Genomic DNA, 24214 nt, shown 5'->3' with positions numbered 1-24214 from the left:
CTAGACCCGGAGGGCTTCGCGCAGCTTCACGCGAGCGCCCGTTCGCAGCACGGCGTTCGCGTAGACCTTGCCGCCCAGCCACGTGATCGCGGCGATGGCGGCGAGGGCGAACACGACCGCGAGCACGACCTGCCAGGAGGTGGCGACACCCATCGCCATCCGGCCGGGCATCAGGATCGGGGCGAACGGCGGCAGCAACGACAGCACCATCACCGTGGTGCCGGAGGGGCTGCCGATCATCAGGTTGATGCCCGCCACGAACGCCACGATGATCGTCATGCTGATCGGTGTCAGCACCGACTGGAGTTCCTCCTGTCTGGACACCAGCGACGCGGCGGCCGCGAACACGGTGGCGTACAGGAAGAAACCGAGCAGGTACCAGAGCACGCCGGTCAGCAGGGCCGCGCCGCCCAGCTCGCTCACGTCGACCACGTTGAACGCCGACGAGAGCCCGAGCCCGACCGTGGAGATCACCAGCAGCTGCAGCAGGCCGACCGCGCCGAGCCCGATCACCTTGCCCAGCAACAACTGCCACGGCCGCACGGTCGCGAGCAGGATCTCCACGACCCGGCTGGACTTCTCCTCGACCACGCCCTGCGCGACCATCGTTCCGTAGACCAGCAACGAGTAGTACAGCAGCGCGGCCACGATCAACCCGACCGCGAGGCGCTGACCTCGTTGCGGGTCAACGGGTTCCAGCGCGGTCACGGCGACGCTGACGTTCGCGAGGTTCTGCGCGACCTGCTGCGGAGTGATGCCCGCCTCGGCGAGCTGCGCGACCAGGACCTGCTGGCGCAGCACGTCGTTCAGCACCGTCGTCAGCACCTCGTCGCCGGAACCCTTGACGATCATCTTCAACGCCGGTGGCGCGCCGGTCACCAGTGCGTCGAGCGAGCCGTCCCGCACCAGCTGCTCGGGGTTGCCCGACGTCGTGACGTCCCGCGTCTCGACCTCGATGCCGAACGACTTCGCCTTCTCCCGCAACGGATCCGCGAGCTGCGTCGCCTGACCGCTCAGGCCGACGACACTGCGTTGCTGGTCGTCGAACAACACCGACTGCAGCACCACGTACCCGGCCAGCACGGCGATGATCACCGCTGTGCCGACGAGGAACGACCTGGTGCGCACCTTCGTGACGAACTCGCGCTTCGCCACCAGTGAGACCGCTCGGGCCGACGTCATGTGCTCCTGCCCTCGGTGGTCACCACGTTGCGGAAGAGCTCGGTCAGCGAGGGGCGCTGGCGGGAGAACTCGTGCACGGGTCCCGCGGCGAGCGCGGCGTGCAGCACCTCCTGGTCGTCCACGCCGTCGGCGAGCTCGAGCACGCAGCGCGTCCCGTTCTTCTCGATCACCCGCACGCCACCCAGCGTGGCAGCCCAGTCGGTGGTTGGCGACTCAACGACCAGGCGCGGCACGCCGCCCGACCTGAGCTCGTCCACCGTGCCGCTCGCGACCATGAACCCCTCGCTGACGATGCCTACCCGGTCGCACAGCCGTTCCACCAGGTCGAGCTGGTGGCTGGAGAACACCACGGGCACGCCGGAGGACGCCTTCTCGCGCAACACTTGGCTCATCACGTCCACCGCGACCGGGTCCAGGCCGGAGAACGGCTCGTCGAGCACGAGCACGTCCGGTTCGTGCACCAGCGCGGCGGCCAGCTGGACGCGCTGCTGGTTGCCGAGGCTCAGGCGCTGCACCTCGTCCGAGCGGCGGTCGCGCAGCCCGAGACGCGCGATCCAGTTCTCCGCGCTCGTGTGGGCCTCGTTGGTGCCCATGCCGTGCAGCTCGGCCAGGTAGACCAACTGGTCGAGCACCTTCATCCGCGGGTAGAGACCGCGCTCCTCCGGCATGTAGCCGATGCGGCGCCGGGTGTCGAGGTCGACGGTTCTGCCGTTCCACCGCACCTCGCCGGAGTCGGCCGCGAGCACTCCCAGCGCGATGCGCATGGTCGTGGTCTTCCCGGCGCCGTTGCTGCCGACGAAACCGAAGAGCTCGCCCGCACGAACGTCGAAAGACATGTTCTGCAGGGCGACGACCTCCCCGTAGCGCTTGGAGATCCGGTCGATCTCCAGCACTCCCTCAGGCACGGTGTACCCCTTCGTTAGCCCGGATGGTGGTAATCGGACTCAAAGTATCGGTGAGCAGGGAACGAGTGAAACGATACGGGCGTCTACGGCGAATCGAACGAACGACCAATTCACTCAACGGGGGTGACCATGGAGACCATCGACCCCGATCAGTGGCTCAAGACTTACGGGGCCAAGATCGAGCAGGCGAAGCAGCAGGCCGAGCAGGCTGTCGGCCAGCTCGGCGGTGTGGGTGGGAGCGCAAGCTCGCCGGACGGCCTGATCACGGTGACGGTCAACGCGACAGGGGTGCTGACCGACCTGCAGATCAAGCCGGAGGCCCGTGGGATGGACCCCAGCGAGATCGCATCCGCCGTGCTCGCCGCTTCCACCAAGGCCCAGCGCGAGGCCTCCGGCCGCGTCGTGCAGATCATGGGTGACTTCGTCGGCGAAAGTCCGGCGCTCGACTTCGTGAAGGCACAGATGCCGAACGGATACGCGGGCGACGGAACCGACGAGGAAGAACCGAAGTCGGAGTTGGAGCGCAAGGACACGCGGCCCGACGACGAGTACTTCACGAACCCGCCCGACGTCATGGCCTGAGTGCAGGAGGGGGTTAGAGCATGCAGCAGCACTTCAACATCGATCTCGACGAGCTGAGAGCCCACGCCGCAAACGTGGACCGGCTCACCGAGCGGTTGCGCAAGGCCACCGAGACGTGCGATCCGGGTTCGCTCACCACCGAGGCCTTCGGCGTCTTCTGCGGTTTCCTCGCCCAGCTCATCCTCGAGAAGGCAGGCGTCGGGCAGGACATGCTCGGCAAGGCCACCAACTCGCTGATGGACATGGCGACCGGGCTCAAGGAGACGGTCGAGCAGTACGAGCAGGTCGACCTCGACAACATGTTCGGCTTCCAGGGAGGCCGGGGATGAGCACCCCCGCGTCACAGGCCAAGAGCAGCGCCGACACACAGCAGCTGATCAGCAACATCTCGAACACCTACTCGTCCATCGAGCGCGGCGACTGGGTCAACGCCGGCCTGGGCATGGCCAACACGGCCATGGGCATCGTCGGCATGTCCGCGAACCCGTTGAGCGGCTTCCTCGCCGCCGGGTTCAGCTGGGCGATCCAGCACGTCGACTTCCTGCGCGAGCCGTTCGACGTGCTGCTCGGCAGCCCGGAGTCCATCTCCAGGATGGCCCAGACCTACCGGTCCGCCGGTCAGCAGGTGCAGGGCATCGCGACCGAGTACGAACGCATCTGCGTCCAGCAGACCCGTGAGTGGCAGGGCAGGGCGGCCGACGCCTACCGGGCGGCGGCCAAGAAGCACGCCGACGGCATGGAGTCGCTCTCGAAGGCGACCCACGGCATCGCGGCCGCGGTCGAGGGCGCCGGCAAGCTCGTCGCCGAGGTCCGCAAGCAGATCATGGACATGATCAGCCAGGCCGTCGCCGACATGGTCATGAAGATCATCCAGTGGCTGGCGGCGTCCGTCCTCACCTTCGGCGCGGCCATCGCGGGTGCGATCGCGGACATCGTGTCCACCGCGGTCAGGTACGCGAAGAAGCTGGCGGACTTCCTGCAGAAGCTGCTCGGCTCGGTCAAGAAGCTGATCGACCTGGTGAAGCAGGTCTCGCAGATCGCCAAGGTCGCCGAGCAGATCATCGACGCGATCTCGTCGATGGCGCACAAGGGCGCCGGTGGCGGCGGTGGCGGCGTCTACCGGCCCACCTCCGGCGGCTTCGGCGGCCTCGGGTCCGCCGAGCAGAACCAGGCCCACAGCGGTGCGGGTGGCACGTTCACCAGCGGTGTCACCGGCGGCCCCGGCGGGGGTCACGGCAGCGGTCCCGGTGGCGGCCACGTCGCGCCCGTCTACACGCCTCCCGGTGCCGGCACGCCCGGCGGGTACCCGGTCGGCGGCGGTGCGGGTGGTGGCGCCGGCGGTCACGTGGCGCCGATCTACACCCCGCCCGGTACGCCGGGCGGCAACCCCGGTGTCCGTCCGCCCGGTGGTGGGTCCGGCGGGCACGTCAGCCCCATCTACACGCCGCCCGGCTCGGGCTCGGGCTCCGGTCCGGGTACCGGCACGGGCACCGGTCAGGGTCGCTGGGTTCCCGGTCACTGGGAGCCCGCCGACACGACCGCGGCGGCCGGTGGTGGTGCCGGCGGTGGCGGTGGCGTGACCAAGCCCCCGTCGTTCGGCCCCACGCCGACCACGGGGAACGCCGACTGGTACCGCCCGACGACCACTGACCACAGCGCGACCACGGCCTCGGCCGGTGGTGGCGGCGGTGGCGGTGGAGGCGGCGGCATCCCCAAGGGCATGGGCGGCGGAGGCGGAGGCGGCATGCCGCCAGGCCTCGGCGGTGGTCCTGCCGGTGGCGGTGGCGCCGGTGGTACCGCGCCGACCCAGTTCGGTGGCGCGGCCGGTGTCATGGCGGCCGGTGGTGCCGGTGGTGGTGCGGCTGCCGCCGCTGGTGGCGCGCCGCACGGACCCGGTGGCGGCGGTGCCGGTGGTGGCGCCGCCGGCATGATGGGCGGCGGCGCTCCGATGGGCGCTGCCGGCCAGCAGGGTGGCGGCAACGGCGAGCACAAGCGGAAGGTGCGGATCGAGGGCGAGGCCCTGGTCGACCCGCCCAAGGCCGCGAAGCCCGTCATCGGCGAGTGATCTCGAGTTCTTGCGCTGAGGGCGTCTGCAAGTACCACCAACTTCGGGTTGGAGGTACTTGCAGACGCCCTTTTCACACCGCGGCCAGGATCTTCGCGATCTCCGGTGCGGCCTTCTCGCGGTCCTTCGGAACCAGGCCGATCCGCGTGCGCCGGTCGAGGACGTCGTCGGCGTCCAGCGCGCCCTCGTGCTCGATCGCGTGGACGACGTCGGCCTCGGTGACGCCGGGCGCGATCGGAGTGGTCGGCTGCGGCCTGTCGTCGACCAGACGGATGTCCTTGGTGCGGCACGGGATCCGGGTCAGTTCCGTCGCGTTCACCGCGTCCGCCGCCATCTTGCGGTAGGTGGTGAGCTTGCCGCCGACGATCGTGATCACGCCGTTGGGCGCCTTCAGCACGGCGTGGTGGCGGGACAGGTCTGCAGTCGTGCCTTCGGCTTCGAGCAGCGGACGCAGGCCCGCGTAGCTACCGATGACGTCGTCCCTGGTGAGTTCTCGTTGCAGGACAGCGGAAGCTGTCGCGAGCAGGAAGTCCACATCGGACTCGGGAACCTCCGGCACGTCCGGGATCTCGTCGACGGGCTCGTCGGTGAGACCGAGGTACGCGCGGCCGTTCGCCTGAGGCAGCAGGAGTGCGTAGCGGTTGCGCTCGCCGGGAACGGGGATCGTCAGCGCGGTTGTGCTGAGGCCGACGGCCTTCGCGTCGACGACCAGGTGCGAGCCGCGGGACGGACGCAGGTGCACCGGCGCCAGCGTGCCGGCCCAGACACCGGTCGCGTTGATCACCGCTTTCGCCCGGACGGTGAACGTGGTGCCGGTGAGCGTGTCCACGGCCTCGGCGCCATCGCCTTGCAGCGTCAGGACTTTGGCGCGCGTGATGATCCGCGCGCCGTATCCGGCGGCGGTGCGGGCGAGTGCGACGACGAGCTTGGCGTCGTCGACGAGTTGTCCGTCGTAGTTGAGGAGTCCGCCGGTGAGCTTGTCGGCGTTCAGGCCGGGGACCAGCGCCAGCGCCTCGTGCCTGGTCACCCGCCGCGGCCTGGGCAGGACGCTGGACGGTGTGCCCGCGGCGATGCGCAGGGCGTTGCCCGCCTTGAGCCCGGCCATCACGAAGTGGTTCGCGTTGGCGTGCAAGGGGAACAGCATCGGCAGCGTGCGGGTGAGGTGCGGCGCGGTCCTGGTCATCAGGATGCCGCGCTCGACGGCGCTCTCGTGGGCGAGCTTCACGTCGCCCTTGGCGAGGTAGCGCAGCCCGCCGTGGACGAGCTTGCTGGACCACCGCGACGTCCCGAACGCCAGGTCGTGCGCCTCCAGCAACACGGTCCTGAGGCCTCGCGAGGCCGCGTCGAGCGCAACGCCCGTGCCGGTGACCCCGCCACCGATCACGACCACGTCCGCGACCTCCTGCTGGGCCGCTTCGAGGTCGTTGCGGCGCCTTGTGGCGTTCAGGGAGGTGTTCACGGCTTCAGAGCTCCGTCCAGCTGCTTGGCGAGCTCGTCCAGCAGGGAGCCGAAGTCGAGCCCGGACGTGGCGGGCCTGGTGGAGAGCACCATCGACTGCGTGGTCAGCAGCACCACGCGCGCCTGCGTCTTGGCGTCCCCGAACCGGATCGACCCGTCGAGGTGCCCGGCCTCGATCTGCCCGACGAGGAACTGCTCGACCAGCCGCTGCGTGCTCCCGAGCCGGTCGGTGAGGTACGGCAGCATCAGGTCGGCGTCGAGCTGGAGGACCCGCTGCATGAGCGGGTTCGCCGACAACAGCCGGATGGCGTCCACGGACCGCTTGACGAGCTGCACACGCGCGTTGCCCTGCCCGCTGGCCCGCTCGACCTGCTCCAGCAGCGCGGCGAACTCGCGGGTCATCAACGCCCGCACGAGGTGGTCGACGTCCGGATAACGCCGGTACAGCGTCATGCGGCTGACGCCGGCGCGTTTCGCCACGTCGGTGAGGGTCGTCCGGCGCACCCCCACCTCGAGAACACACTCACGGGTGGCGTCGAGCAGCGCGTCGTGAGTGTGACGTTGAGACGTCATGTGTAACACTGTAGCAGTGACCAGGGCGAGATGGACCACCGAAACCACACCGCTGCCGCCGCACGCGCTGGAGTGGCTGAGCCAACGCGTAGGCCTGGGCGAGCCGCTGCCCGAGGTGCCCGTGACGGCACCTCCGTCGGCGCTGTCCGCGGACGCCTTCGAGGCGCTGGAGGCGGTGAGCGCCGTGTCGGTCGAGGACGCGGACCGGCTGGGGCGTTCCGGCGGGCTGTCGTACCTGGACCTGTTGCGTCATCGCGGGCACGGAGCGCTGGCGGTGCCGGACGCGGTCGTGCAGCCTGCGTCGCCTGCCGAGGTTCTCGAGGTTCTGCAGGTGTGCGTGGAGCACGACATCGCCGTGGTGCCGTTTGGTGGGGGCACCTCGGTGGTGGGTGGTGTGGAGGCGCTGCGCGGGCCCAAGTCCGCGGTCGTGGCGCTGGATCTTGCTGGGCTCGGGTCGCTGGTGTCCGTTGATCCGGTGTCCCGGGTTGCGGTGTTGCAGGCTGGGGTCACTGGACCTGAAGCCGAGAAGTTGTTGGGGGAGCACGGGTTCACGCTCGGGCATGTGCCGCAGTCGTTCGAGCGGGCGACGATCGGCGGGTTTGCCGCTACTCGGTCTGCTGGTCAGGCTTCCGCTGGGTACGGGCGGTTCGAGGACATGGTGGAGTCCGTGCGGGTGGCTACTCCCGTTGGGGAGTGGGTGGTTGGAGGGGCGCCGGCTTCTGCTGCTGGGCCGGATTTGAAGCAGCTCGTGCTGGGGAGTGAGGGGGCTTTCGGGGTTATCACCGAGGTTTCTGTTCGGGTTCGGCCTCGGCCGTACGGGCCTCGGTATGAGGGGTTTGTGGTTGACGGGTGGGAGGCCGGGGTCGCGCTCGTCCGGACTCTGGCCCAGGACGGGGTTCTCGCGGACATCACCCGTCTGTCCGATGTGGAGGAGACCGAGGTCGCCCTGGAGCTGGCCGGGCCTCGTGCTGCCACGTTGAAGAAGTACCTGCGGTTCAGGCGGGTCGCGCAGCCGTGTCTGGTGATTCTGGGGTGGGAGTGCAGGTCCCGGGAGGCGACCATGAGCTCGTTGAGCGGGCACAAGGTCGTTCGTCTTGGGCGGGCCATGGGAGCTTCCTGGCTGCACGGGCGGTTCAACGGGCCTCGGCAGCGGGATGCCTTGCTGGACGCCGGGGTTTGTGTCGAGACCCTGGAGACCGCCACGCACTGGTCTCGGGTGTCGGAGATGTGGGCCGCGGTTCGGGACGCGCTGGTGGCCGAACTCGGCGATGCGGTTGTCATGTGCCACATCTCGCACGCGTATGAGACTGGGGCTTCGCTCTACTTCACCGTGTTGGTGCCTCGGGATCTTTCGGATCCGGTGGGGCAGTGGGAGCGGGCGAAGGTTGCTGCTTCCGAGGTGGTTTCTCGGTTGGGGACGATCACTCATCACCACGCGGTGGGGCGGGATCACTTGCCCTGGCTGGAGAGGGAGATCGGGTCGATCGGGGTTGGGGTGCTTCGGGCGGTCAAGGATCGGGTGGATCCGACCGGGATTTTGAATCCCGGGAAGCTTGTTCAGGGTCGCTTGGGGTCCGCAGGTGGTCGTCTTGGCGCTTCGCCAGGCACCCCGGGACACATCCGCGAGTACTGATCTTTGCCGGTATCGAAGTCCGCACCGAGCCCCTGCTGTTTGGCGCGAAAAGCACGTTCGGGCCGATAGATGGCCCGAACGTGCTTTTCGCGCCAAAAAATATGTCCGGTAGGCCTGAGGCGCTCTACTTCGATACAGGCGCTGGAGCGCTCAGAACTTGACGAGCATCTTGCCCGTGTTGTCGCCGCGCAGCATGCCGAGAAAGGCCTCCGGGGCCTTGCTGGCGCCGCCCTCGATGACGGTCTCCGAGTACTTGAGTTCACCTGAGGCGATCCACTTGCCGACCTCGGCGATGAACTGCGGCTGGAGGGCCTTGTGGTCGCCCACCAGGAGGCCTCGCAGGGTCAGGCGCTTGGCGATGACCTGGGCCAGGTTGCGCGGGGCTGCGGGAGGGGTGGTGTCGTTGTACTGGGCGATTGCGCCGCAGATGGCGACTCGGCCGTGGACGTTCAAGGAAGAGATGGCGGCTTCGAGGTGTTCGCCGCCCACGTTGTCGAAGTACACGTCGATGCCGTTGGGGGCGGCGGCGGCCAGCTGTTCGGCCACCGGGCCTTCCTTGTAGTTGAAGGCGGCGTCGAAGCCCAGTTCCTCGACGAGGTACTTGACCTTTTCCGGGGAACCCGCGGAGCCGATCACGCGGGAGGCGCCCTTCAGGCGGGCGATCTGGCCCACCAGCTGGCCGACGGCGCCTGCTGCGCCGGAGACGAAGACCACGTCGCCTTCCTTGAACTCTGCGGTGGCGAGCAGGCCCGCGTAGGCCGTCAGGCCCGGCATGCCCAGGACGCCCAGGTAGGCCGAGAGGGGAGCCACGGACGGGTCGATCTTCACCGTGTGGGCTGCGGGGACGACGGCGTACTCGCGCCAGCCGAGGCCGTGCAGGACGTTGTCGCCTGCTGCGATGTTGTCGACGCCGGAGCCGACTGCCACCACCTCACCGACCGCGCCGCCCTCCATCGGGGCGCCCACCTGGAACGGGGGGACGTAGGACTTCACGTCGTTCATGCGGCCGCGCATGTACGGGTCGACGCTCATGAAGACGTTGCGGACGAGGATCTGGCCTTCGCCCGGGGTTGGGATGTCGACCTCGGCGATCTCGAAGTTCTCGTCGGTCGGCCAGCCCTTCGGGCGGGACGCGAGCCGGACCTCGAGTGCGGTGCTGGTCATGGTCGAACCATCTCCATCCAGAGTCAGTTGCGGATCAGTTATCCGTTTCAACCGCCGGTCTCTGGAGACTGTTCCGGACTGTGAGCTATACCGCAGGGAGAAGAGTGGTGACGTCTCGGTGGGCGAAGCCGAGTTTGCGGTACAGGGCGATGGCCGGGGCGTTGTAGTTCTCGACGAACAGCGCGCACGTGCCGTACAGGCTGAGCAGGGACGATGCCACGAACTGGCAGACGCGGTGGCCCAGGCCCCTGCCCTTGTGCGAGGGGTGCACGGCCACGCCCATCATGAAGCCGACGTCTGCTGACGACCACGCTTCCGCTGCTGTGGCCACCAGCTGGTCGCCCTCGTGGACGCCTGCCCAGCGGCGGACGCCCTTTTCGCCCGGCCAGGCCCAGGAGTCCGGGTTGGCCTCGCGCAGGAGTGGTTCCACGCCGTTCGTCGTGGACAGCCAGCAGGCTTCTTCCGGCAGGTCCAGCGTGCCCGAGCGGTCCATCCAGCCGAACGGCTTGTCCTCGACCCACGGGGTGGGCATGAGGTCCGCGACTTCGAGGGCAAGTTCACGCGACAGCAGCGGGCGCAGCTCCACGCCCCGGCCGTGGGCGGCGAGGAGTGAGGCGACGCCCTCTGCCGGGCCGGACAGGACCAGGCGTCTGCGGCGTGTCAGGCACGGGGCGTGGACGGCCACCGCGCCACGGTGTTCCCAGGCCGCACCACCGGACGACAAGGCCTGGGCCGCCCAGCGGACGAGGGTGTCGTCGCTGGCGTCCTGGACGTCGGCGATGGTGCGTAACCGGCGCACTCAGTCCTTCTGCTTGCGGCGCAACAGGGTTCGCTTGGCCAGCGAGTCCTCCAGCGCCTGGTACGCGAGGTCCATCGCACGGTTGTACTCGCCCTGAGGCCGCGGCGGGACGGACTCGTCCGGGTGCGGGAAGGTCACCATCTGCAGCCAGCGCTCGTTCCACAGCTGCTCGACGGCCGCCTCCCAGTGCAGCGCGGCGCCCATGCGCACGACCCGTTCGCGGTCGCGCACCTCGGCGATCTGCTGCTGGGTGGACGCGAGCCGCTCGGCGAGCTCGGCGCACCGCACCTCGTCCAGCTTGCGCTGGCGAGCAGCCGCGTCGGTGGCGATCGCGATGATCTCCTTGTAGCGCTCAACGGCGGACAACGCCGGCACCTCGATCACCTCCTCGCTCTGACGCTGCGACGGGACCGACTCGAACATCGTCGTCATCATCGGGTTCATGGAGCTTCTCCAGTGTCGAACGGGATGATCACTTGCGGCCGCGAGTGCTCGAACCGGTCGAAGAACAGGCCGCGCCGTGGTCGGGGCGACCACGCCATCACCTGTTCGGGCCCGAGCGACAGCAGTTCCTTGCCCTGGACGTCGAACGCCACCCAGGCGCCGATGTCGTCGTAGACGCCCGGCGGGAGGCTCGCCTTCAGCCTCTGCACGCCGCGCCACCAGCCCAGCACGTGCGTGCGGTTCTCCGGGCCGTGCTTGAGCACCGTGCGCAGACTGTCCACACCGGACATCCGCGTCGTCGGATCCTTCTGCTCCAGCAACGTCTGTGCGGCGTCCACGCCGTACAGCACCAGGTAGTGCGGTGACGGCGGCGTGTCGGACGTGCCGGTGTTCAGCGACTGCAACCGGGCTGCCGTGCGGTCCAGCAGCTCGCGGATGCCGTCGATGCCGACCACCGACGCGTCGTGCCCGTCCGAGCTCAGGCGTTTCGCCAGGTGCAACGCGGACGGCATCGCCTCGTCCACCAGGCAGGCCAGCGTGAACGCCGCCTCGTGCGGCTCGTGCTGCCTGCCCAGCGACGCGGCCGCTCCGCCGAGCACCGCGGCCGCGTCCTGGACCACCGACCCGATCACGGCGATGTTGCGGCCCGGCGTGCGGGCGAACCGCACCCGCGCCGCGCTGCCCGCGACGTCGATCACCTGTCCCAGCAACACGGTAGGTGAAGCGTCGCCCGGCCGCAGTTCGAGGAAGTCCGGCAGCGCGTCGAGGAAGGGGATCTTGCTTCCGTCGAAGAGGCCCGGTGCCTCGCCCGGCTCGCGGCGCCACAGCTCGTTCTGCAGGAAGTCCATGGTGCCCTTGGACGTCGAGTCCGGGATGCGGCAGATCTCGTTGCCCGGCTTCACACCCGACTCGTGGTTGATCACCGCGTGCCAGCGCGGCAGCTCCACCGCGGCGTCGTTCTGCGGCTCCGCCAGCACCCTGCGCGCCTTGGGCAGCGCGATGCGGACGGTGAACTGCTCGAAGATCGCCGACTTGCCCCAGAAGCCCTCGATGCCGGAGACGTCCTGCGACGACAGCACCAGGTGGATGCCCTGCGAACGACCGCGCCGCGCCACGTCCTCGAGCAGCTGCGTCGCGGCGGCGGTGACCTGGTCCCGTTCGCCGAAGAGGTACTGGAACTCGTCGATCACCGCGACGATCCGCGGCCAGCGACCGCCGGGGTCCTCCGCGCGCAGGTGCTCGAGCTTGGTGACCTCGTGCTGCTTGGCGGCGTCCGCGCGCCGGCGCATCTCGTCGGACAGGAAGCGCAGCAACGCGACGCCGAACTCGCGGTCGGTGTTGACGTTCACGCCGACCAGCCGCGCGTGCGGCAGCCACGACGGATCCTTGCGGCCCGGCGCGAACTGCGCGAACGACACGCCTTCCTTGAAGTCCAGCAGGTACAGCTCCAGCTCGTCCGGCGAATAGCGCGCGCACAACGAACCGAGCATCGCGTACAGGAAGTTCGTCTTGCCGGAGCCGGAAGGACCACCGATCAACGCGTGCGGCGAGGTGTCGCCGAGCTGCACGCAGACCTGTTCACCGTCGTCGAACCCAACGGGCGCAACGACTCCGGCCGCCGAGCTCTCCGTCCACGGACGTTCGGGCAGCAGGTCGCCGAACGAGCCCAACCGCGACCGCCGCTCCTCGCGCTTGTCCGCGATGGCGGCACAGGCGCGCGGCACGAGGGTGCGCGGAAAACCGTCGTCCAGCGTCACCGTCACGTGCTTGCCGGTCATCGTGCAGAAAGCCGTGCCGTCGCCGCGCAACGACACCGTCTCCACCGGCGAGTTGATCGTGATCGGGATGTCCACGATGAACAGCTGCACACCGCACGCCAACCCGTTGCGCGCCACCCGTTGCAGCTGCTGCTGGTGTTCTTCCTTCAACGCCTTGCGGTTGCCGAACAGCACCGCGATCCGCCACGGCTCGGTGCGCCTGCCCTCACCGCTCACCGAACGCACGGTCAGGTGCCCGTCGACCAGGACCTTCGTGTGCACCTGGCGGATGTGCTCGGACAGTTCGTCCAGCAGCTCGTGCAGCCGCGCCGGATCGTGCACCGTCAACAGGTTCGCGCGGGTCAGCGGGTAGAGGCCCGGCAACGACCCGGTCAGCTGGCCGATGTCCCACACGTGCACGTGGACGAGTCCCGGCTGGAAGTGCGACAGCACTCGCAGCAACAGGTTCTCCACCAGCGTGTCCGCGAGCTGGCGGCTGTCCGGAGTGGACGAGATGTGCAGGTGGGCCTGGTCCAGCAGCGGCACGGCGACCGGGAACGGCTGGGCCTCCGGCGCGGACGTCACGATGCCCGTGCCGATCCGCCACAGCTCCGGCACGCCCTCGCTGCCGTCGTGCGTGCCCGGCGTGCCGAGCCACGACTCGTGCGGCCACGACGCCGGCCCGGCCGCGACGGACTTCACCAGCGCGGTGAGCTGGTCGGGACCCGTCGCGGTCCACTCGTGGTACGACTGCTCCCAGTCGTGCTTGATCTGGTCGAGCCGCTCGCGGAACTCCGGCATCGACAGCGGCGCCTGACGCGGGTTCCTCGTGCGCTTCTCGTCGACCGTGAGGAACGAGGTCACGTCGGCGAGCGCCACGTCCTTCAACGCCCGGTCGACGCCCATGCCGCGCACGGTGAACTCGAACATGTCCTTGGCGTGTTCCGTGGCGAGCGCCCGGTGCTCACGCGCCACGGAGCCCAGCGCGGCCGAGACGGCGCGCTGGAACTCCGCGAAGGCTTCCTCGATCCTCCGCCGCCGGTCGTCCCGCCTGCTCATCACAGCTCCACGGTGAGTCGTTGGATGCGCTCTAGGGTTCCCACCATCAGTTCCAGCTGATCGGGAAATCTTTCCTTCGCGCGCACGAACTCCGGTGGAAGCAGGGACTCGTGGTGGTTCTCGCTGGACTCGGCGAGGATCGCGACCGCCTCGTCGAGGCCTTCCTGCGCTGACCGCACACTCCGGTACGACTCGCGCAGGATCTCGCTCGCCTGCTCGAGCGCGGCGCGAACCTCGGCGATGGATGCCATCAAAGCCTGCTGTTGATGCCCTCGGCCCCGGAAATGCCCGCGCCGAGGTAGTTCTGCAGCTCGCTCACGCCGGACACGACCTGGGCGAACTGGGCGTTCGTCGTCTCGACGTCCGCCTGCACGGAGCCCTGCGTTACCGATGTCAGCAGCTGCTGCGCGTCCTCGGCGAGCTCAGCCGCCTGTTGGAGGGCCGACTGGCTTTGGCTCGCCTTGTCGATCGCCTGGGCAATTGCGGCACGGACCTCTTCGATGCTGGCCATGTCGGCTCCCGAACCCTCCGGAACTCAGGTGGTCTGACGACCACCCTCAGTAGAGATTGTGCCCAGATTTTCACAGTTGAGAGCGAAGATCGGCTAACCGGGTGGATGCCTGAATCCACTCGAACGGGCCTTGATTTAATGATCAGTTGAGCGCGCCGCTGGCCCCTTGCGGAGGGGTGTAGCAACTCTCACAATGCCGCCTACTGCCTGTTGTGTTGATCGCAGACCGGCCGGGTGAATCAAGACGGCCTGATGGGCGAGTTGTCACGCAAAGTGCCTGCACCGAACGGGTCATCTCCAGCCCACGCCTCCACCAGCACGCGCTCGGCGCCGGGCACGAGTCCGCTGATCAGCTCCGGCTCGTCCAGCACGGTCCACGCCGTCGGCGGCTCGCAGGCCACGCGCGGGGTCGGGAAGTCGTCACCCAGCCCGCGCACGAAGGTGCGAACGGCCCGCGCCAGCGCCGCCGAGACGTTGTGAGTCGCCTTCTCCGTGCTCGGCCGCGTGATGACCACGGCCCAGCAGCCCGGCTCCTCGTCGGAGCAGTCACGGGCGTCCACGACCTGGGCGCCGGTACGGCTGATGAGCGCGTCGCACGCGGTACGCGCCTGGTGCTCGTCCGCTGCCTCGACCACCACGGTGATCAGCAGCACGAGGTCGTCTTCGTCCATGACATCCGAAATGGTGTCAGACGACCCGATGCACGAACTCCAGCACCCGAGTGACAGCCTCCCCGTCGGACAGCAGCCCGTCGGCGATGTGCTCCTCGAACGCGGCCCCGCGGATCCGGTCGGTGCCCGCCCGCGTGTCCGAGATGGGCACGATCTCGTCGTCGGACCCGTGCAGCCACAACGTCGGCAGGTCGCCCAGCGCCGGCCCGAAGTTGACCTCGTCCATCAGGTCGGCCAACTCGTCGGACGCCCCGTCCCACATGCCGAGCACAGGCGACACGAGGATCAGTGCCGCGAGCCCGGAATGCGTTTGCGCGTAACGAACAGCGGCGGGCGCACCGGTGAAGTGTCCAATGAGGACGACCGGCCGATCGGCGGCCTTCACCGCCGCCTCGACGTCCTCGCTCACCACGACCGGCACACCGGCGGAGCGCAGCGAGAAGGCGATGCGCTCGCCGTGCGGCAACACGGCGAGCCATCCGGGTACGTCCATTCAGGAAGCGTAGAACGCGCTGATCTCGATCCGGCCACCGGAACACACGGGCCCGAGCGTCCACGGCACGCTGAGCGGCACCGTCTCGTCAGGCGGGATGGCCGCGGCCTTCGACGGCTCGGGCTGGCAAGGCCCCTCGACCGGCTCGTTGCCCGAAGGCACGACACCCCAGTGCAGGTTGGCCGAAGCCTTCCCACCCGGCGCCAGTGTCAGCGCGGCAGGACCGGGATCGGCCTTGCGCTCGAGCTTGGTCGGCACCGCCCCGGACGCGTTCTCCAACTGGAAACCGCTGTACCCGTTCAACGTGCACGGCGCGGTGCTCGCGTTCGTGACGACGAACTTGCCGTACCGGTTGCCCGCGCCGGCGTCGGTCGGGTCGACCTGCCCCTTCAACGCGGACGAGTCGCACCGCTTCACGGCCGGGCCGGCGGCGCCCGTGTCGGCCGCGGCGGTGGACGAAGCGGAGGACGACGGCGTCGAGGTCGGCAGCGTTTGCGACGCGTTGTCCGGGGTTCTGGTCCCGCAGGCCGTCACGGAAGCGAGCACCAGCAATCCGCAAGCGATCAACCGTCGAGTCATGGGTGCACCTCCTACCACCGAAGGATGTGCCCAAATCTCAAGAAGCCCACACAACGTGCCGGGAATTCACCGGATCTGGTGGACGTCCCAGCCGTCGGGCAGTTCCGACATGCCCTGCACCGCCGCCGTCCAGATGTACGTCCAGGCGATCCGCCCGTCCGGCAGCACCACGCGCACGCGGCGGTAGTCCTCGCCCTCGTACTCGTCGAGCATCGGCAACGCGTCCTCGGGCGACCGCAGGCGCAGCACGAAGCCGGGCACGCCGAGGCCGGCGCCGGGGCGCAGCGCGGGGTAGCCGAGGCCCGTGTCGAACAACGTGCCGGGGAGGTGGGTTTCCTCCGCCTCGACGACGTGCGGCTCCATCAGGTGCCAAGCGCTTGCGTTCGGCTGGAGCGTGCCGTAGACGAACAGCAGCTCGGGCCAGTCGTCGGCGGACGGCTCGCCGTGCACCTCGGTCACGTCCAGCCCGTCGGTCATGGCGGCCCTTTCGCCCAGCACGAGGGCGCCTCGCTGCGAGACGTCTTCGCAACGGACCATACGGCCGTTGAAGAGCACGGGCATCCGCTTCTTGGAACCGGCCGTGTAGGCCAGCACGCTGTCGATGACGCCACCGTTGTAGAGCACCACACGGCCCGTGTGCAGGCGTACGAGGCGATAGCGCAGTCCGCGTCCCTCGCAGCGGTCCAGCACGCGCAGTTGTTCGGGCGTGGCGAACCAGACGGAGTGCTCCTCGACGTGGCCGGGCGCTGCCGCCAACGTGGCGGGGCGCTGGCCGTCGCGGGCGCGCATTCCTGCTGCCCACACAGCGGAAAGGCCCTCGCACCGTGCGCGCAGCACGACCGCGGGGCCTTCGAGGCCGAGCTCCTCGCGGAGCCAGGTGACCTTGCTGGGATTGGCGTTGGAGCCGTAGCCGAGCACCGGCATTCGGGCCGCCAACGGGGGCTCGCCGTGGTTTGCGAGCCATTGGTCTAGATCGATGTTCTCCGGCTCAACTCGCCATCCCGACTCCATCGTGAGGTCCGGTCGTACTGGCCAGCCCGTTTCGTCGACGTGGACGAAACAGTGGTCTGGACGTGTGCCCGGATAGGGCTCCGCCGGATGGCTTTCGTCGGTGAACGGTTGGGCCATTGGTCCATTGTGCCAGGGGGAGGGGCCAGATCGCGCCCCCTAATCGTGACCCATCCGATGTTTGAAGCCGGTTTCGGCGGTCTTAGTGAGAACGTTCACTGCGCATTCGAGTGACTGGCCCGATGTCTATCTGTCGACACTCCGGCCGTGCTCAGGAGGCGTCATAGTGCTGCTGCGCCTGGGCGACCTCCGGGTGGTTCGCCTTGATCCACTGCGCCAGCGCCACGAGGTGGTTCGCCGCACCCTTGCCGAGGGGTGTCAGCGTGTACTCGACGTGCGGCGGGATCACCGGCCTCACCTCGCGGTGCACGAACCCGTCGCGCTCCAGCGTCCGCAACGTCTGGGTGAGCATCTTCTCGCTGACGATCTCCAGCTCGCGGCGCAGCTCGCTGAACCGCCACGCCTCGCCGTTCGACAGCAGCTGGAGCACCAGTACCGCCCACCGGCTTGTGACGTGCTCCATGATCGCCCGCTCCGGACACATCGTGACCTGCATGCTCACCTCCACGTAAGTACCAAACTTCAAAGTGGGTACTTTCCACAGGTTAGCGCTAACCCTAGTTTCGTGGCTATGACGATCCTCATCACCGGAGCAACCGGCCAGTTCGGCAACGCAGTCGTCCGCTACGTCCTCGACCGCACGGACGAGCAGGTCATCGTGTCCGTGCGCAGCCCGGAGAAGTTCGACGTGGACGGCGTCGAGGTCCGTCAGGGCGACTTCGACAAGCCCGAGACCCTCGACTTCCGCGGCGCCGACAAGCTGCTGATCGTGTCCGCCGACGCGCACGACCCCGCCGTCCGCATCCAGCAGCACTCCAACGCCATCGCCAAGGCCGCCGAGCACGGCGTGGGCCACATCTTCTACACGAGCCTCGTCGACGCGGACACCTCGCCCGCGGGCGTCGCGGTCGTGCACAAGGCCACCGAAGAGGCCGTCCGCGCAACCGGCATCACGTACACGTTCCTGCGCAACAGCATGTACCACGAGAACTACCTGGGTGCGCTGGCCGGCGACGTGGTCGCGGTCTCCACCAAGGACGGCCGCGTCGCGAGCGCCGCCCGTGACGACTACGCCCTCGCCGCGGCCGTCGCGCTGACCACCGAGGGCCACGAGAACCAGACCTACGAGCTCACCGGCTCGACGTCCTGGTCGTTCCCGGAGGTCGCCGGCGACCGGTTCCAGGACGTCAGCGACGAGGACCTGATCGCGGCCGGCGTGCCGCCGTTCGTCGTCGGCTTCTTCAAGGAGATCCGCGACGGTGTGTACGCCGAGGTCCGCCCGGACCTGGAGAAGCTGATCGGCCGTCCGACCCGTCCGATCACCGTCTAGGTGAACTCGGGATGCGCCTCCGGGTGCGCGTCCCACCACTTGCGGTACTCCGGGTTGCGGTCGAGCACCGACCGGTAGGCGTCGGCGGCGCACGCGAACACCTCGTGCGCCCGCCCCGCCACCGGGGAGTCCCGGCGCGTGGCCACGAAGATGTCGGTCATCAGCGGCATCCCGCGCAACCGCCTGATCACGATGCCCTCGCCCGTGCGCGACGGCGCCGCGGCGAACGACACGCAGCCGCCCGCCACCAGCCCGCGGGCCATGCTCGCCTCGCCCGTGTGGTGCGTCAGCCGTGGCACGAACCCCGCGTCGGCACAGGCCTGGAACATCTGCGTCCGGCTGCCGATGTGCTGTTTGGGCGGCGTCACCCAGTCGCGGTCGGAGAGCTGGGCCAGGTCGATCTCGTCCTGCTCGACGAGCGGGTCGGTCTCCGGCAGCGCGACGAACGCCGGTTCGGTGACGAGCTTGCGCAGCTCGATGCCCGCCAGGTCACGCGCGTGCATGCCGTCGAAGAACTCGAACAGCGCCACGTGCACCTGCCCGGCCTCCAGCATGTCCACGATCTCCGCCGACGACGGCCGCACCTCCGCGCGCACGTCGTGGTTGAGCTCGCGCAGCCCCTCGACGAGCTTCGCGAAGTACAGGATCGGGATGCAGCCGAAGAACAACGGCCCGCGCCGGTCCGTTTCCTTGGTCGTGCTCACCAGCTGAGCCATCTCGTCGAGCACGAGTCTCGCCGTGCCGAGCACGCGCCGGCCCAGGTCCGTTGGCACGCAACCGTTGCGCGTGCGGTCGAACAGCTGCCCGCCGACCAGTCTCTCGACGGTGCGCAGCTGGGCCGACAGCGCGGGTTGGGTGAGTCCGAGCCGCGTCGCGGCTCTCGTCACGCTGCCTTCCTCGGCGATGGTGCGAACCGCACGGAGGTGGCGGAGCTCCAGCTCGGGCATAAAGACCTTGTATCCCCGTTCTGAATGCACCGCCACCCTTCGATCGGGCCATAGTGAAGCAAGTGCCGCGGCACTGAAGATCTTCCGGCCCGGCGCTTGCGGCAGCGTTACTCGGGTCCGGTGCGGGAGGGTGCACCCCCGCGGTTCGACGCCGCCGTCGCGCACCCTGCGCTCCGCGGCGGCGGCGTCGAACCCATGGCATCGCCGCAGCGCACCCGGCCTGGTCAACCTCACGGCGGACCTGGGTGGTCGAGGTACCGAGGACTGGTGCGCTCCCCGCACAGCCGGTCCTGGGCGCGCGGGACCGGCTGTGGCCGATTCAGGGGATGACGACCGCAGCTCCGGTCACGCTGACCCGCCGATCTTCACGGGTCGCGTCGACCTCCAGCCGCGAAGGCCTCCCCATGTCCTCGCCCTGGCTGATGACGAACCGTTGCGGCCCTTCGACGTCGCGCAGGTACCCGCCGAACGCGGCGGCGGCAGCCCCCGTTGCCGCGTCCTCCACCACGCCGCCGACCGGGAACGGGTCGCGGGCGTGCACGACACCCGCGTCATCGCGCCACCACAGGTGCACGGTCGTCAGGTCGTGCGCCAGCATCAGGTCGCGCAAGGCGTCGAAGTCGTAGTCGAGCGTGCGCAGCTGCTCGCGGTCCTTCAGCGGGATCAGCAGGTGCCGGTTGCCGCCGAAGCCGACGTGCACCGGAGCGTCGCCGATCTCGGAGTACCCCAACGCCTCCAGGGCCAGCTTCACCAGCTCGGGTTCCGCCTCGGACGTGCTGGTCGGCACGCTCGTCAGGGTCGCGGTGCCGTCCGCGGTCTCGATGGCGATCTCACCGGCGGGCGTGTGGAACTTCAGCGGGCCGTCGCCGATCCGTTCGGCCAGCGCGACGGCCGTCGCGATGGTGGCGTGGCCGCAGAACGGCACCTCAGCCTTGGGGCTGAAGTACCGGACGTCGAACTCCCGCTCACCCGAGCCCGGCAGGACGAACGCCGTCTCGGAGAAGTTCACCTCTGCCGCGATCGCGAGCATCTCGTCGTCGGACAGGCCGGTCGCGTCCAGCACCACACCCGCCGGGTTGCCGCCTGCCGGATCTTTCGTGAACGCGCTGTAGCGCAGTACCCCGCTCATGCTTCGCTGCAACGCGTAACAGTGCTGAAGTCTTCCGCCCACGTATTTACTGGTGAAGTAGGTCAGCCCGGCCTTCTCCAGCACGCGGCCGGACGCGCCGTTGCCGTCCTGGTGGCCGGCGACGATCCGGTCGGCGAAGGTGAGCGCCTTGTCCCGCAGCTGCTCGGCGATCCGCGTCGCGACACCGCGTCCCCAGTGGTCCGGGTCCACCCAGTAGCCGATCTCGATCTCCCCGGCATCGCCGTGCAGCATCTGCCCGATCCCGACGACCTCGCCGTCCTCGACGACCGCGTGCAGACCGAAACCGTGTTCCTCCCAGTGCCGCAACGCCTGCTCGTGGCGTTCGACCACGTAGTCCTGCGTCCAGGGCTTCCCGTCCGCGACGTACGCGGTCATCCGCGGGTCGGTCGCCCAGCGCAGCATGTGTTCGTAGTGCTCGTCTCCCCACCGCACCAGCTCCATGGCACTCATCGTGCCTCAGCGGAACTGCGGGAGAAGCCCTTCACAGGTGCGGACGATGATCTGGGCGGCCTTGCGGTGGTCGTTGGGCGCGTGCACGTCGGCGGCCTGCGCCTGCCACCGCAGCAGCGCGTCGAGCAACGCCTCCCGCAGCTCGCCGTGATCGGCCTCGTACTCGAAACCCAGGCGCGCCAACGGGCTCGTGCCCTCGGCGCCGGCCAGCCGCAACGCCTCGGCCTGGAGCTCGGCCGGCAGCTTCGTGCGTCCGGACTGCAACGCGGCGACGAGCCGCAGCTCCCGGAAGTCGTGGGCGGAGGCGACGACCCGTTCGAGGTCGGCCATCAGCTTGCGGGCGTTCTGCCGCGGCTCCATCCGGAACAGCACGTCCAGCGCCAGCAGGGCCGAGCGCGCCTTGAGGATCTCGCGGCGCTCGGTGAAGTGGATCGCGATCGAGTCGCGCAGCTCGCCGAGCCCGCTGCGCTGCACCAGCTGACCGGTGAGCTTCACCTGGGAGTCGAAGCCCTGCCGGATCAACGCGGTGATCAGCCGGACGCCGAAGATCCCGAACCGTTCGAGCAACGCCTGCCGCACCGCCGGTTCCATCGGCACCGGGAACTGCTCGCCGACGAACCGGTCCGCCGACAGCAGGTGGTCCTCCAGCTCCTCGCGGCCGAGGGAGGCGAGGATCCGCAACGCCTGGAACTCGTCCTCCCGCAACGTCTTCGCGGCCACCGCCAGCAGACCGGCGACCGAGACCACGTTCTGGCACAACGGTTGCACCGCCACGTCACGGCGGTAGCGGCGCGCGATCTGCTTGGCCGACGACAGCGCGTCGATCCGCCCGGCACCGATCTCGTCGGCACGGGCGAGCACCGCGACCGTGTGCACCGCGGCGACGCGGGCGATCGGGTGGTCGTTGGCGGACTGGAGGAACTTCAGGTCGTCGTCCTGGACGTGCCGCATCAGGTAGAGCAGGGCGTCCGCCTCACCGAGCACCTGCTCCGGCGTGGCCTCGGCGGGGGTGTCGATCAGCACGATGTCCCGCAGCGTCCGCGCGGGCCACTCGACGACGACGCGGTCCGCACGGTCGACGTGACCGGTCTCGACGTGGTGCCTGCTGCCCCGCCTGCCGATCGTCACCTCGTGCGGCCTGCCGGGGCCGGAGAACACGTGTGCCCGCGGCTCGGTTCCGCCGCGGTACCAGACGAAAGAGCTCTGCGGCGTGAACTCGTCACCGACGAGCGCACTGACCACAGTGGACTTGCCGATGCGCGACCGACCGGCCACCGCGATGCGCACGGGCTCGGTGTAGCGCTCGACGTGCGAACGCAGCCAGGCCGTGGCGCGCGGGCTGTCGCGGTAGACGGCGAGCGCCTCTTGCAGCATCGACCAGACGACGCGGTCCAAAGTCACGCGGAGAGCTCCATCGCGGGACCCCCGAGTGCCTGGACCCGCTTGTAGAGCGTGACCAGCTTGTCCAGTTCCTTGCGGCCTTCCCGCATCCGGCGTTCGCGCTCGGTCTGGTCGTCCTGCACCGCGCGCTTGGCGCTGCGGGCCGACTCCAGCAACGTCTCCTGCAGCTCTTCCGCGAGCGTGCTGAAGTGGTTGCGCAGCGAGCGCTGGATGTGGCGGCCCGAGTCGCGGACGTCCTTGGAGAACTTCATGAAGAAGTCGTCGACGTGCCGTTGCGCGGCGGCCTTCGCGGCGGCCTGACGGCGCTTGAGCCGCTGGTCGCTCTCGTCGAGGATCGACTTGCCGCCGAACAACGCGCCGGCGCCGAGTGAGATCACGTTGATCAGCGGCATGCCGGCGAGCGAGGTCACCAGACCGAACATCAGCACGCCGCCGTAGGAGCCGCGCAGACCGGTGAAGAGCTTCTGCGGCACGGAGAACGGCTCGATCTTCGGTTTCTCCAGCTTGCTCGCGGGCTCCAGCAGGTCGTCGGGCAGCACCGAACCGGGGATCAGGTCCTCGCGGTAGACGGGGAAGTTCTTCGCGACCTTCGCCGCGACCCACTCCGCACGTTCCATCAGCCAGGCGAAGTTCGTGGTGGCGGCCTCGTTGAGGTTGTCCTCCAGCCACTGCTCGAACTGGTCCCAGCCGATCGCGGGATCGGCCTCGTCGTAGGTCTTGTCGACCTCGCGCAGGATCTTGCGGGTGCGGTCGCGCAGGTCGTACTCGACGTCGGAGATCAGGTCGGCCATCTCGTCGTTGAGCACGTTCTGCCAGCGCGCGGACCGGCGGCGGAGTTCGTCGACGCGCCGCTGGGCCTCCTGCAACGTCGAGATCGTGGCGGCCGTGCGCGACGAGTCGTGGGCCGTCAGCTCCTCGCGCAACGGCGTGACGAGCTGGGTCAGCGCGCTCGACGCGACGACGGCGACGGCGCGGCGGGCCAGCAGGTCGGCGCTCGCCACGATGTCGCGCTGCACGCACGCCAGCAGCTCGGGGAAACCGGACTCGGTGTTGAGCCGCTGGTCGCCGGTCTTCGCCGCGCGCAGCCGCAGGGCCGACGAGACGGGGATGAGCTTCGCCGGAACGCCGGCGCGGGCGAGCAGCGCCCTGTTGCGTTCCACGACGGAACGCCAGCTCGGCACCAGGTCGATCTTGGTGACGACCACCGTGACGTTCGGGCAGGCCTGCATGACCTTCTTGAGCAGCGTCATCTCCGCGGACGTGAGCTCGCCGGTCGCGTCGGAGACCATCAGCACCGCGTCGGCCTGCATCAGCGTCGCGAACGTGCTGGCGGTGTGCGCGGACCGGGTGTCACCGACGCCGGGGGTGTCGATCAGGACCAGGCCGTTGTCGAGCAACGCGCGGGGGATGCCGATCTCGGCACGCACGACGTGCTGCGCGTGGGCCGTGGAGACCTGCTTGGTGACCTGGTCGATCGGCACGGCGATGCGCTCGGTCGGCGTGTGGAAGATCGAGCCGCGTGCGGACGAGTTGCGGACCAGCGCAGCCGACGGGGTGTCGGCGTGCTGCACGAAGGTCGGGACGGTCGTCGTGATGTCGTCGCCGACCGCGCAGACGGGCGCGTTGAGCAACGCGTTGACGAGCTGACTCTTGCCTTGTTTGGACTCGCCGACGACGAGTACGCGCAACTTGGGGTCGAGTTGCTGTGCCCGCTTTTCGCGCAGCCGGGCCTCCAGATCGGGCCTCCGGTGCGTGACGCAGGCCCCGATCGTCTCGTCGAGCACGTCGAGCCAGGGCGGTGCCATCACCTGACTCATAGTGCCGTGTTCACCCCCTTGGGTGAAAGTCTCGAACGCAGAACCGGTTCCGTTCGGGGGAGACCGGGCTGTTCGGAGGGGCGGTGACGTTTCTCACCGCGTTCGCGTTTTTCCTG

24 protein-coding genes are annotated in these 24214 nt (G+C 69.0%); 5 read left to right on the top strand and 19 right to left on the bottom strand.

Going from position 1 to position 24214, the window contains the following annotated elements:
• Complete coding sequence (locus ACFOWZ_RS44825; protein WP_382380315.1) at window positions 1-1182, bottom strand: ABC transporter permease; 1182 nt, start codon at window positions 1180-1182, stop codon at window positions 1-3.
• Window positions 1179-2087, bottom strand: coding sequence for an ABC transporter ATP-binding protein (locus ACFOWZ_RS44820; protein ID WP_382380313.1), 909 nt, complete (start codon window positions 2085-2087; stop codon window positions 1179-1181). The genes ACFOWZ_RS44825 and ACFOWZ_RS44820 overlap by 4 nt, the downstream gene beginning before the upstream one ends.
• A gap of 129 nt (window positions 2088-2216) precedes the next feature.
• Here ACFOWZ_RS44820 and ACFOWZ_RS44815 point away from each other — a divergent pair, with 129 nt between their 5' ends.
• From ACFOWZ_RS44815 to ACFOWZ_RS44805, 3 genes are read left to right on the top strand one after another with little or no spacing between them, the layout of a single operon-like run.
• Entirely contained in the window at window positions 2217-2669 is a 453-nt protein-coding gene (locus ACFOWZ_RS44815; protein ID WP_030467724.1) for a YbaB/EbfC family nucleoid-associated protein, read from the top strand.
• A gap of 20 nt (window positions 2670-2689) precedes the next feature.
• On the top strand, window positions 2690-2998 hold the full coding sequence (locus ACFOWZ_RS44810) for a type VII secretion target (RefSeq protein ID WP_382380311.1): 309 nt from the start codon (window positions 2690-2692) through the stop codon (window positions 2996-2998).
• The gene (locus tag ACFOWZ_RS44805; RefSeq protein WP_382380309.1) at window positions 2995-4734 is read left to right on the top strand and encodes a WXG100 family type VII secretion target; all 1740 of its coding nucleotides are present in this window, start codon (window positions 2995-2997) and stop codon (window positions 4732-4734) included. The genes ACFOWZ_RS44810 and ACFOWZ_RS44805 overlap by 4 nt, the downstream gene beginning before the upstream one ends.
• Window positions 4735-4807: 73 nt before the next feature.
• On the opposite strand, the gene ACFOWZ_RS44800 is transcribed toward ACFOWZ_RS44805, so the two are convergent.
• A complete protein-coding gene (locus ACFOWZ_RS44800; protein WP_382380307.1) occupies window positions 4808-6193 on the bottom strand; it encodes a glycerol-3-phosphate dehydrogenase/oxidase in 1386 nt (461 codons plus the stop codon).
• Entirely contained in the window at window positions 6190-6765 is a 576-nt protein-coding gene (locus ACFOWZ_RS44795) for a TetR/AcrR family transcriptional regulator (protein WP_382380305.1), read from the bottom strand. Before ACFOWZ_RS44795 ends, ACFOWZ_RS44800 begins: the two co-directional genes overlap by 4 nt.
• Here ACFOWZ_RS44795 and ACFOWZ_RS44790 point away from each other — a divergent pair.
• On the top strand, window positions 6764-8398 hold the full coding sequence (locus tag ACFOWZ_RS44790) for an FAD-binding oxidoreductase (protein WP_382380303.1): 1635 nt from the start codon (window positions 6764-6766) through the stop codon (window positions 8396-8398). The genes ACFOWZ_RS44795 and ACFOWZ_RS44790 overlap by 2 nt on opposite strands.
• A gap of 150 nt (window positions 8399-8548) precedes the next feature.
• On the opposite strand, the gene ACFOWZ_RS44785 is transcribed toward ACFOWZ_RS44790, so the two are convergent.
• From ACFOWZ_RS44785 to ACFOWZ_RS44735, 11 genes are all read right to left on the bottom strand, one after another.
• Entirely contained in the window at window positions 8549-9562 is a 1014-nt protein-coding gene (locus ACFOWZ_RS44785; RefSeq protein ID WP_382380301.1) for an NADP-dependent oxidoreductase, read from the bottom strand.
• Between the two features lie 85 nt (window positions 9563-9647).
• The gene (locus ACFOWZ_RS44780) at window positions 9648-10361 is read right to left on the bottom strand and encodes a GNAT family N-acetyltransferase (RefSeq protein ID WP_382380299.1); all 714 of its coding nucleotides are present in this window, start codon (window positions 10359-10361) and stop codon (window positions 9648-9650) included.
• Window positions 10362-10805: a hypothetical protein gene (locus ACFOWZ_RS44775; RefSeq protein WP_382380297.1), complete on the bottom strand. Its 444-nt coding sequence runs from the start codon at window positions 10803-10805 to the stop codon at window positions 10362-10364. It lies immediately after the preceding gene.
• A complete protein-coding gene (locus ACFOWZ_RS44770) occupies window positions 10802-13621 on the bottom strand; it encodes an FtsK/SpoIIIE domain-containing protein (protein WP_382380295.1) in 2820 nt (939 codons plus the stop codon). The genes ACFOWZ_RS44775 and ACFOWZ_RS44770 overlap by 4 nt, the downstream gene beginning before the upstream one ends.
• A complete protein-coding gene (locus tag ACFOWZ_RS44765; RefSeq protein WP_030467714.1) occupies window positions 13621-13872 on the bottom strand; it encodes a hypothetical protein in 252 nt (83 codons plus the stop codon). The genes ACFOWZ_RS44770 and ACFOWZ_RS44765 overlap by 1 nt, the downstream gene beginning before the upstream one ends.
• The gene (locus ACFOWZ_RS44760) at window positions 13872-14132 is read right to left on the bottom strand and encodes a hypothetical protein (RefSeq protein WP_030467713.1); all 261 of its coding nucleotides are present in this window, start codon (window positions 14130-14132) and stop codon (window positions 13872-13874) included. Before ACFOWZ_RS44760 ends, ACFOWZ_RS44765 begins: the two co-directional genes overlap by 1 nt.
• Window positions 14133-14371: 239 nt before the next feature.
• On the bottom strand, window positions 14372-14803 hold the full coding sequence (locus ACFOWZ_RS44755; RefSeq protein ID WP_382380293.1) for a hypothetical protein: 432 nt from the start codon (window positions 14801-14803) through the stop codon (window positions 14372-14374).
• Window positions 14804-14819: 16 nt separating this feature from the next.
• Complete coding sequence (locus ACFOWZ_RS44750) at window positions 14820-15296, bottom strand: alpha/beta hydrolase (protein ID WP_382380291.1); 477 nt, start codon at window positions 15294-15296, stop codon at window positions 14820-14822.
• Window positions 15297-15875: a DUF4232 domain-containing protein gene (locus tag ACFOWZ_RS44745; RefSeq protein WP_382380289.1), complete on the bottom strand. Its 579-nt coding sequence runs from the start codon at window positions 15873-15875 to the stop codon at window positions 15297-15299.
• Between the two features lie 66 nt (window positions 15876-15941).
• On the bottom strand, window positions 15942-16811 hold the full coding sequence (locus ACFOWZ_RS44740) for a gamma-glutamylcyclotransferase family protein (protein WP_382380287.1): 870 nt from the start codon (window positions 16809-16811) through the stop codon (window positions 15942-15944).
• A gap of 343 nt (window positions 16812-17154) precedes the next feature.
• The gene (locus ACFOWZ_RS44735; protein ID WP_382380285.1) at window positions 17155-17499 is read right to left on the bottom strand and encodes a winged helix-turn-helix transcriptional regulator; all 345 of its coding nucleotides are present in this window, start codon (window positions 17497-17499) and stop codon (window positions 17155-17157) included.
• A gap of 75 nt (window positions 17500-17574) precedes the next feature.
• Here ACFOWZ_RS44735 and ACFOWZ_RS44730 point away from each other — a divergent pair, with 75 nt between their 5' ends.
• On the top strand, window positions 17575-18333 hold the full coding sequence (locus tag ACFOWZ_RS44730; RefSeq protein WP_382380283.1) for an NmrA family NAD(P)-binding protein: 759 nt from the start codon (window positions 17575-17577) through the stop codon (window positions 18331-18333).
• On the opposite strand, the gene ACFOWZ_RS44725 is transcribed toward ACFOWZ_RS44730, so the two are convergent.
• From ACFOWZ_RS44725 to ACFOWZ_RS44710, 4 genes are all read right to left on the bottom strand, one after another.
• Window positions 18330-19280, bottom strand: a complete 951-nt coding sequence (locus ACFOWZ_RS44725; protein ID WP_382380281.1) for a LysR family transcriptional regulator — start codon at window positions 19278-19280, stop codon at window positions 18330-18332. The genes ACFOWZ_RS44730 and ACFOWZ_RS44725 overlap by 4 nt on opposite strands.
• A 319-nt stretch (window positions 19281-19599) precedes the next feature.
• Complete coding sequence (locus tag ACFOWZ_RS44720; RefSeq protein ID WP_382380279.1) at window positions 19600-20871, bottom strand: PhzF family phenazine biosynthesis isomerase; 1272 nt, start codon at window positions 20869-20871, stop codon at window positions 19600-19602.
• Between the two features lie 15 nt (window positions 20872-20886).
• Window positions 20887-22281 carry a hypothetical protein gene (locus ACFOWZ_RS44715; protein WP_382380277.1) on the bottom strand — a complete coding sequence of 465 codons (1395 nt, stop codon included), beginning with the start codon at window positions 22279-22281 and terminating at the stop codon, window positions 20887-20889.
• On the bottom strand, window positions 22278-24098 hold the full coding sequence (locus ACFOWZ_RS44710) for a dynamin family protein (RefSeq protein WP_382380275.1): 1821 nt from the start codon (window positions 24096-24098) through the stop codon (window positions 22278-22280). Before ACFOWZ_RS44710 ends, ACFOWZ_RS44715 begins: the two co-directional genes overlap by 4 nt.
• Between the last annotated feature and the right edge of the window lie 116 nt (window positions 24099-24214).

The organism is Lentzea rhizosphaerae, from assembly GCF_042649515.1.
In the GTDB taxonomy this organism is placed as follows: Bacteria; Actinomycetota; Actinomycetes; order Mycobacteriales; family Pseudonocardiaceae; genus Lentzea; species Lentzea aerocolonigenes.
The sequence above is the reverse complement of the archived record's forward strand: the minus strand, read 5'-3'. Positions and strand labels throughout refer to the sequence as shown.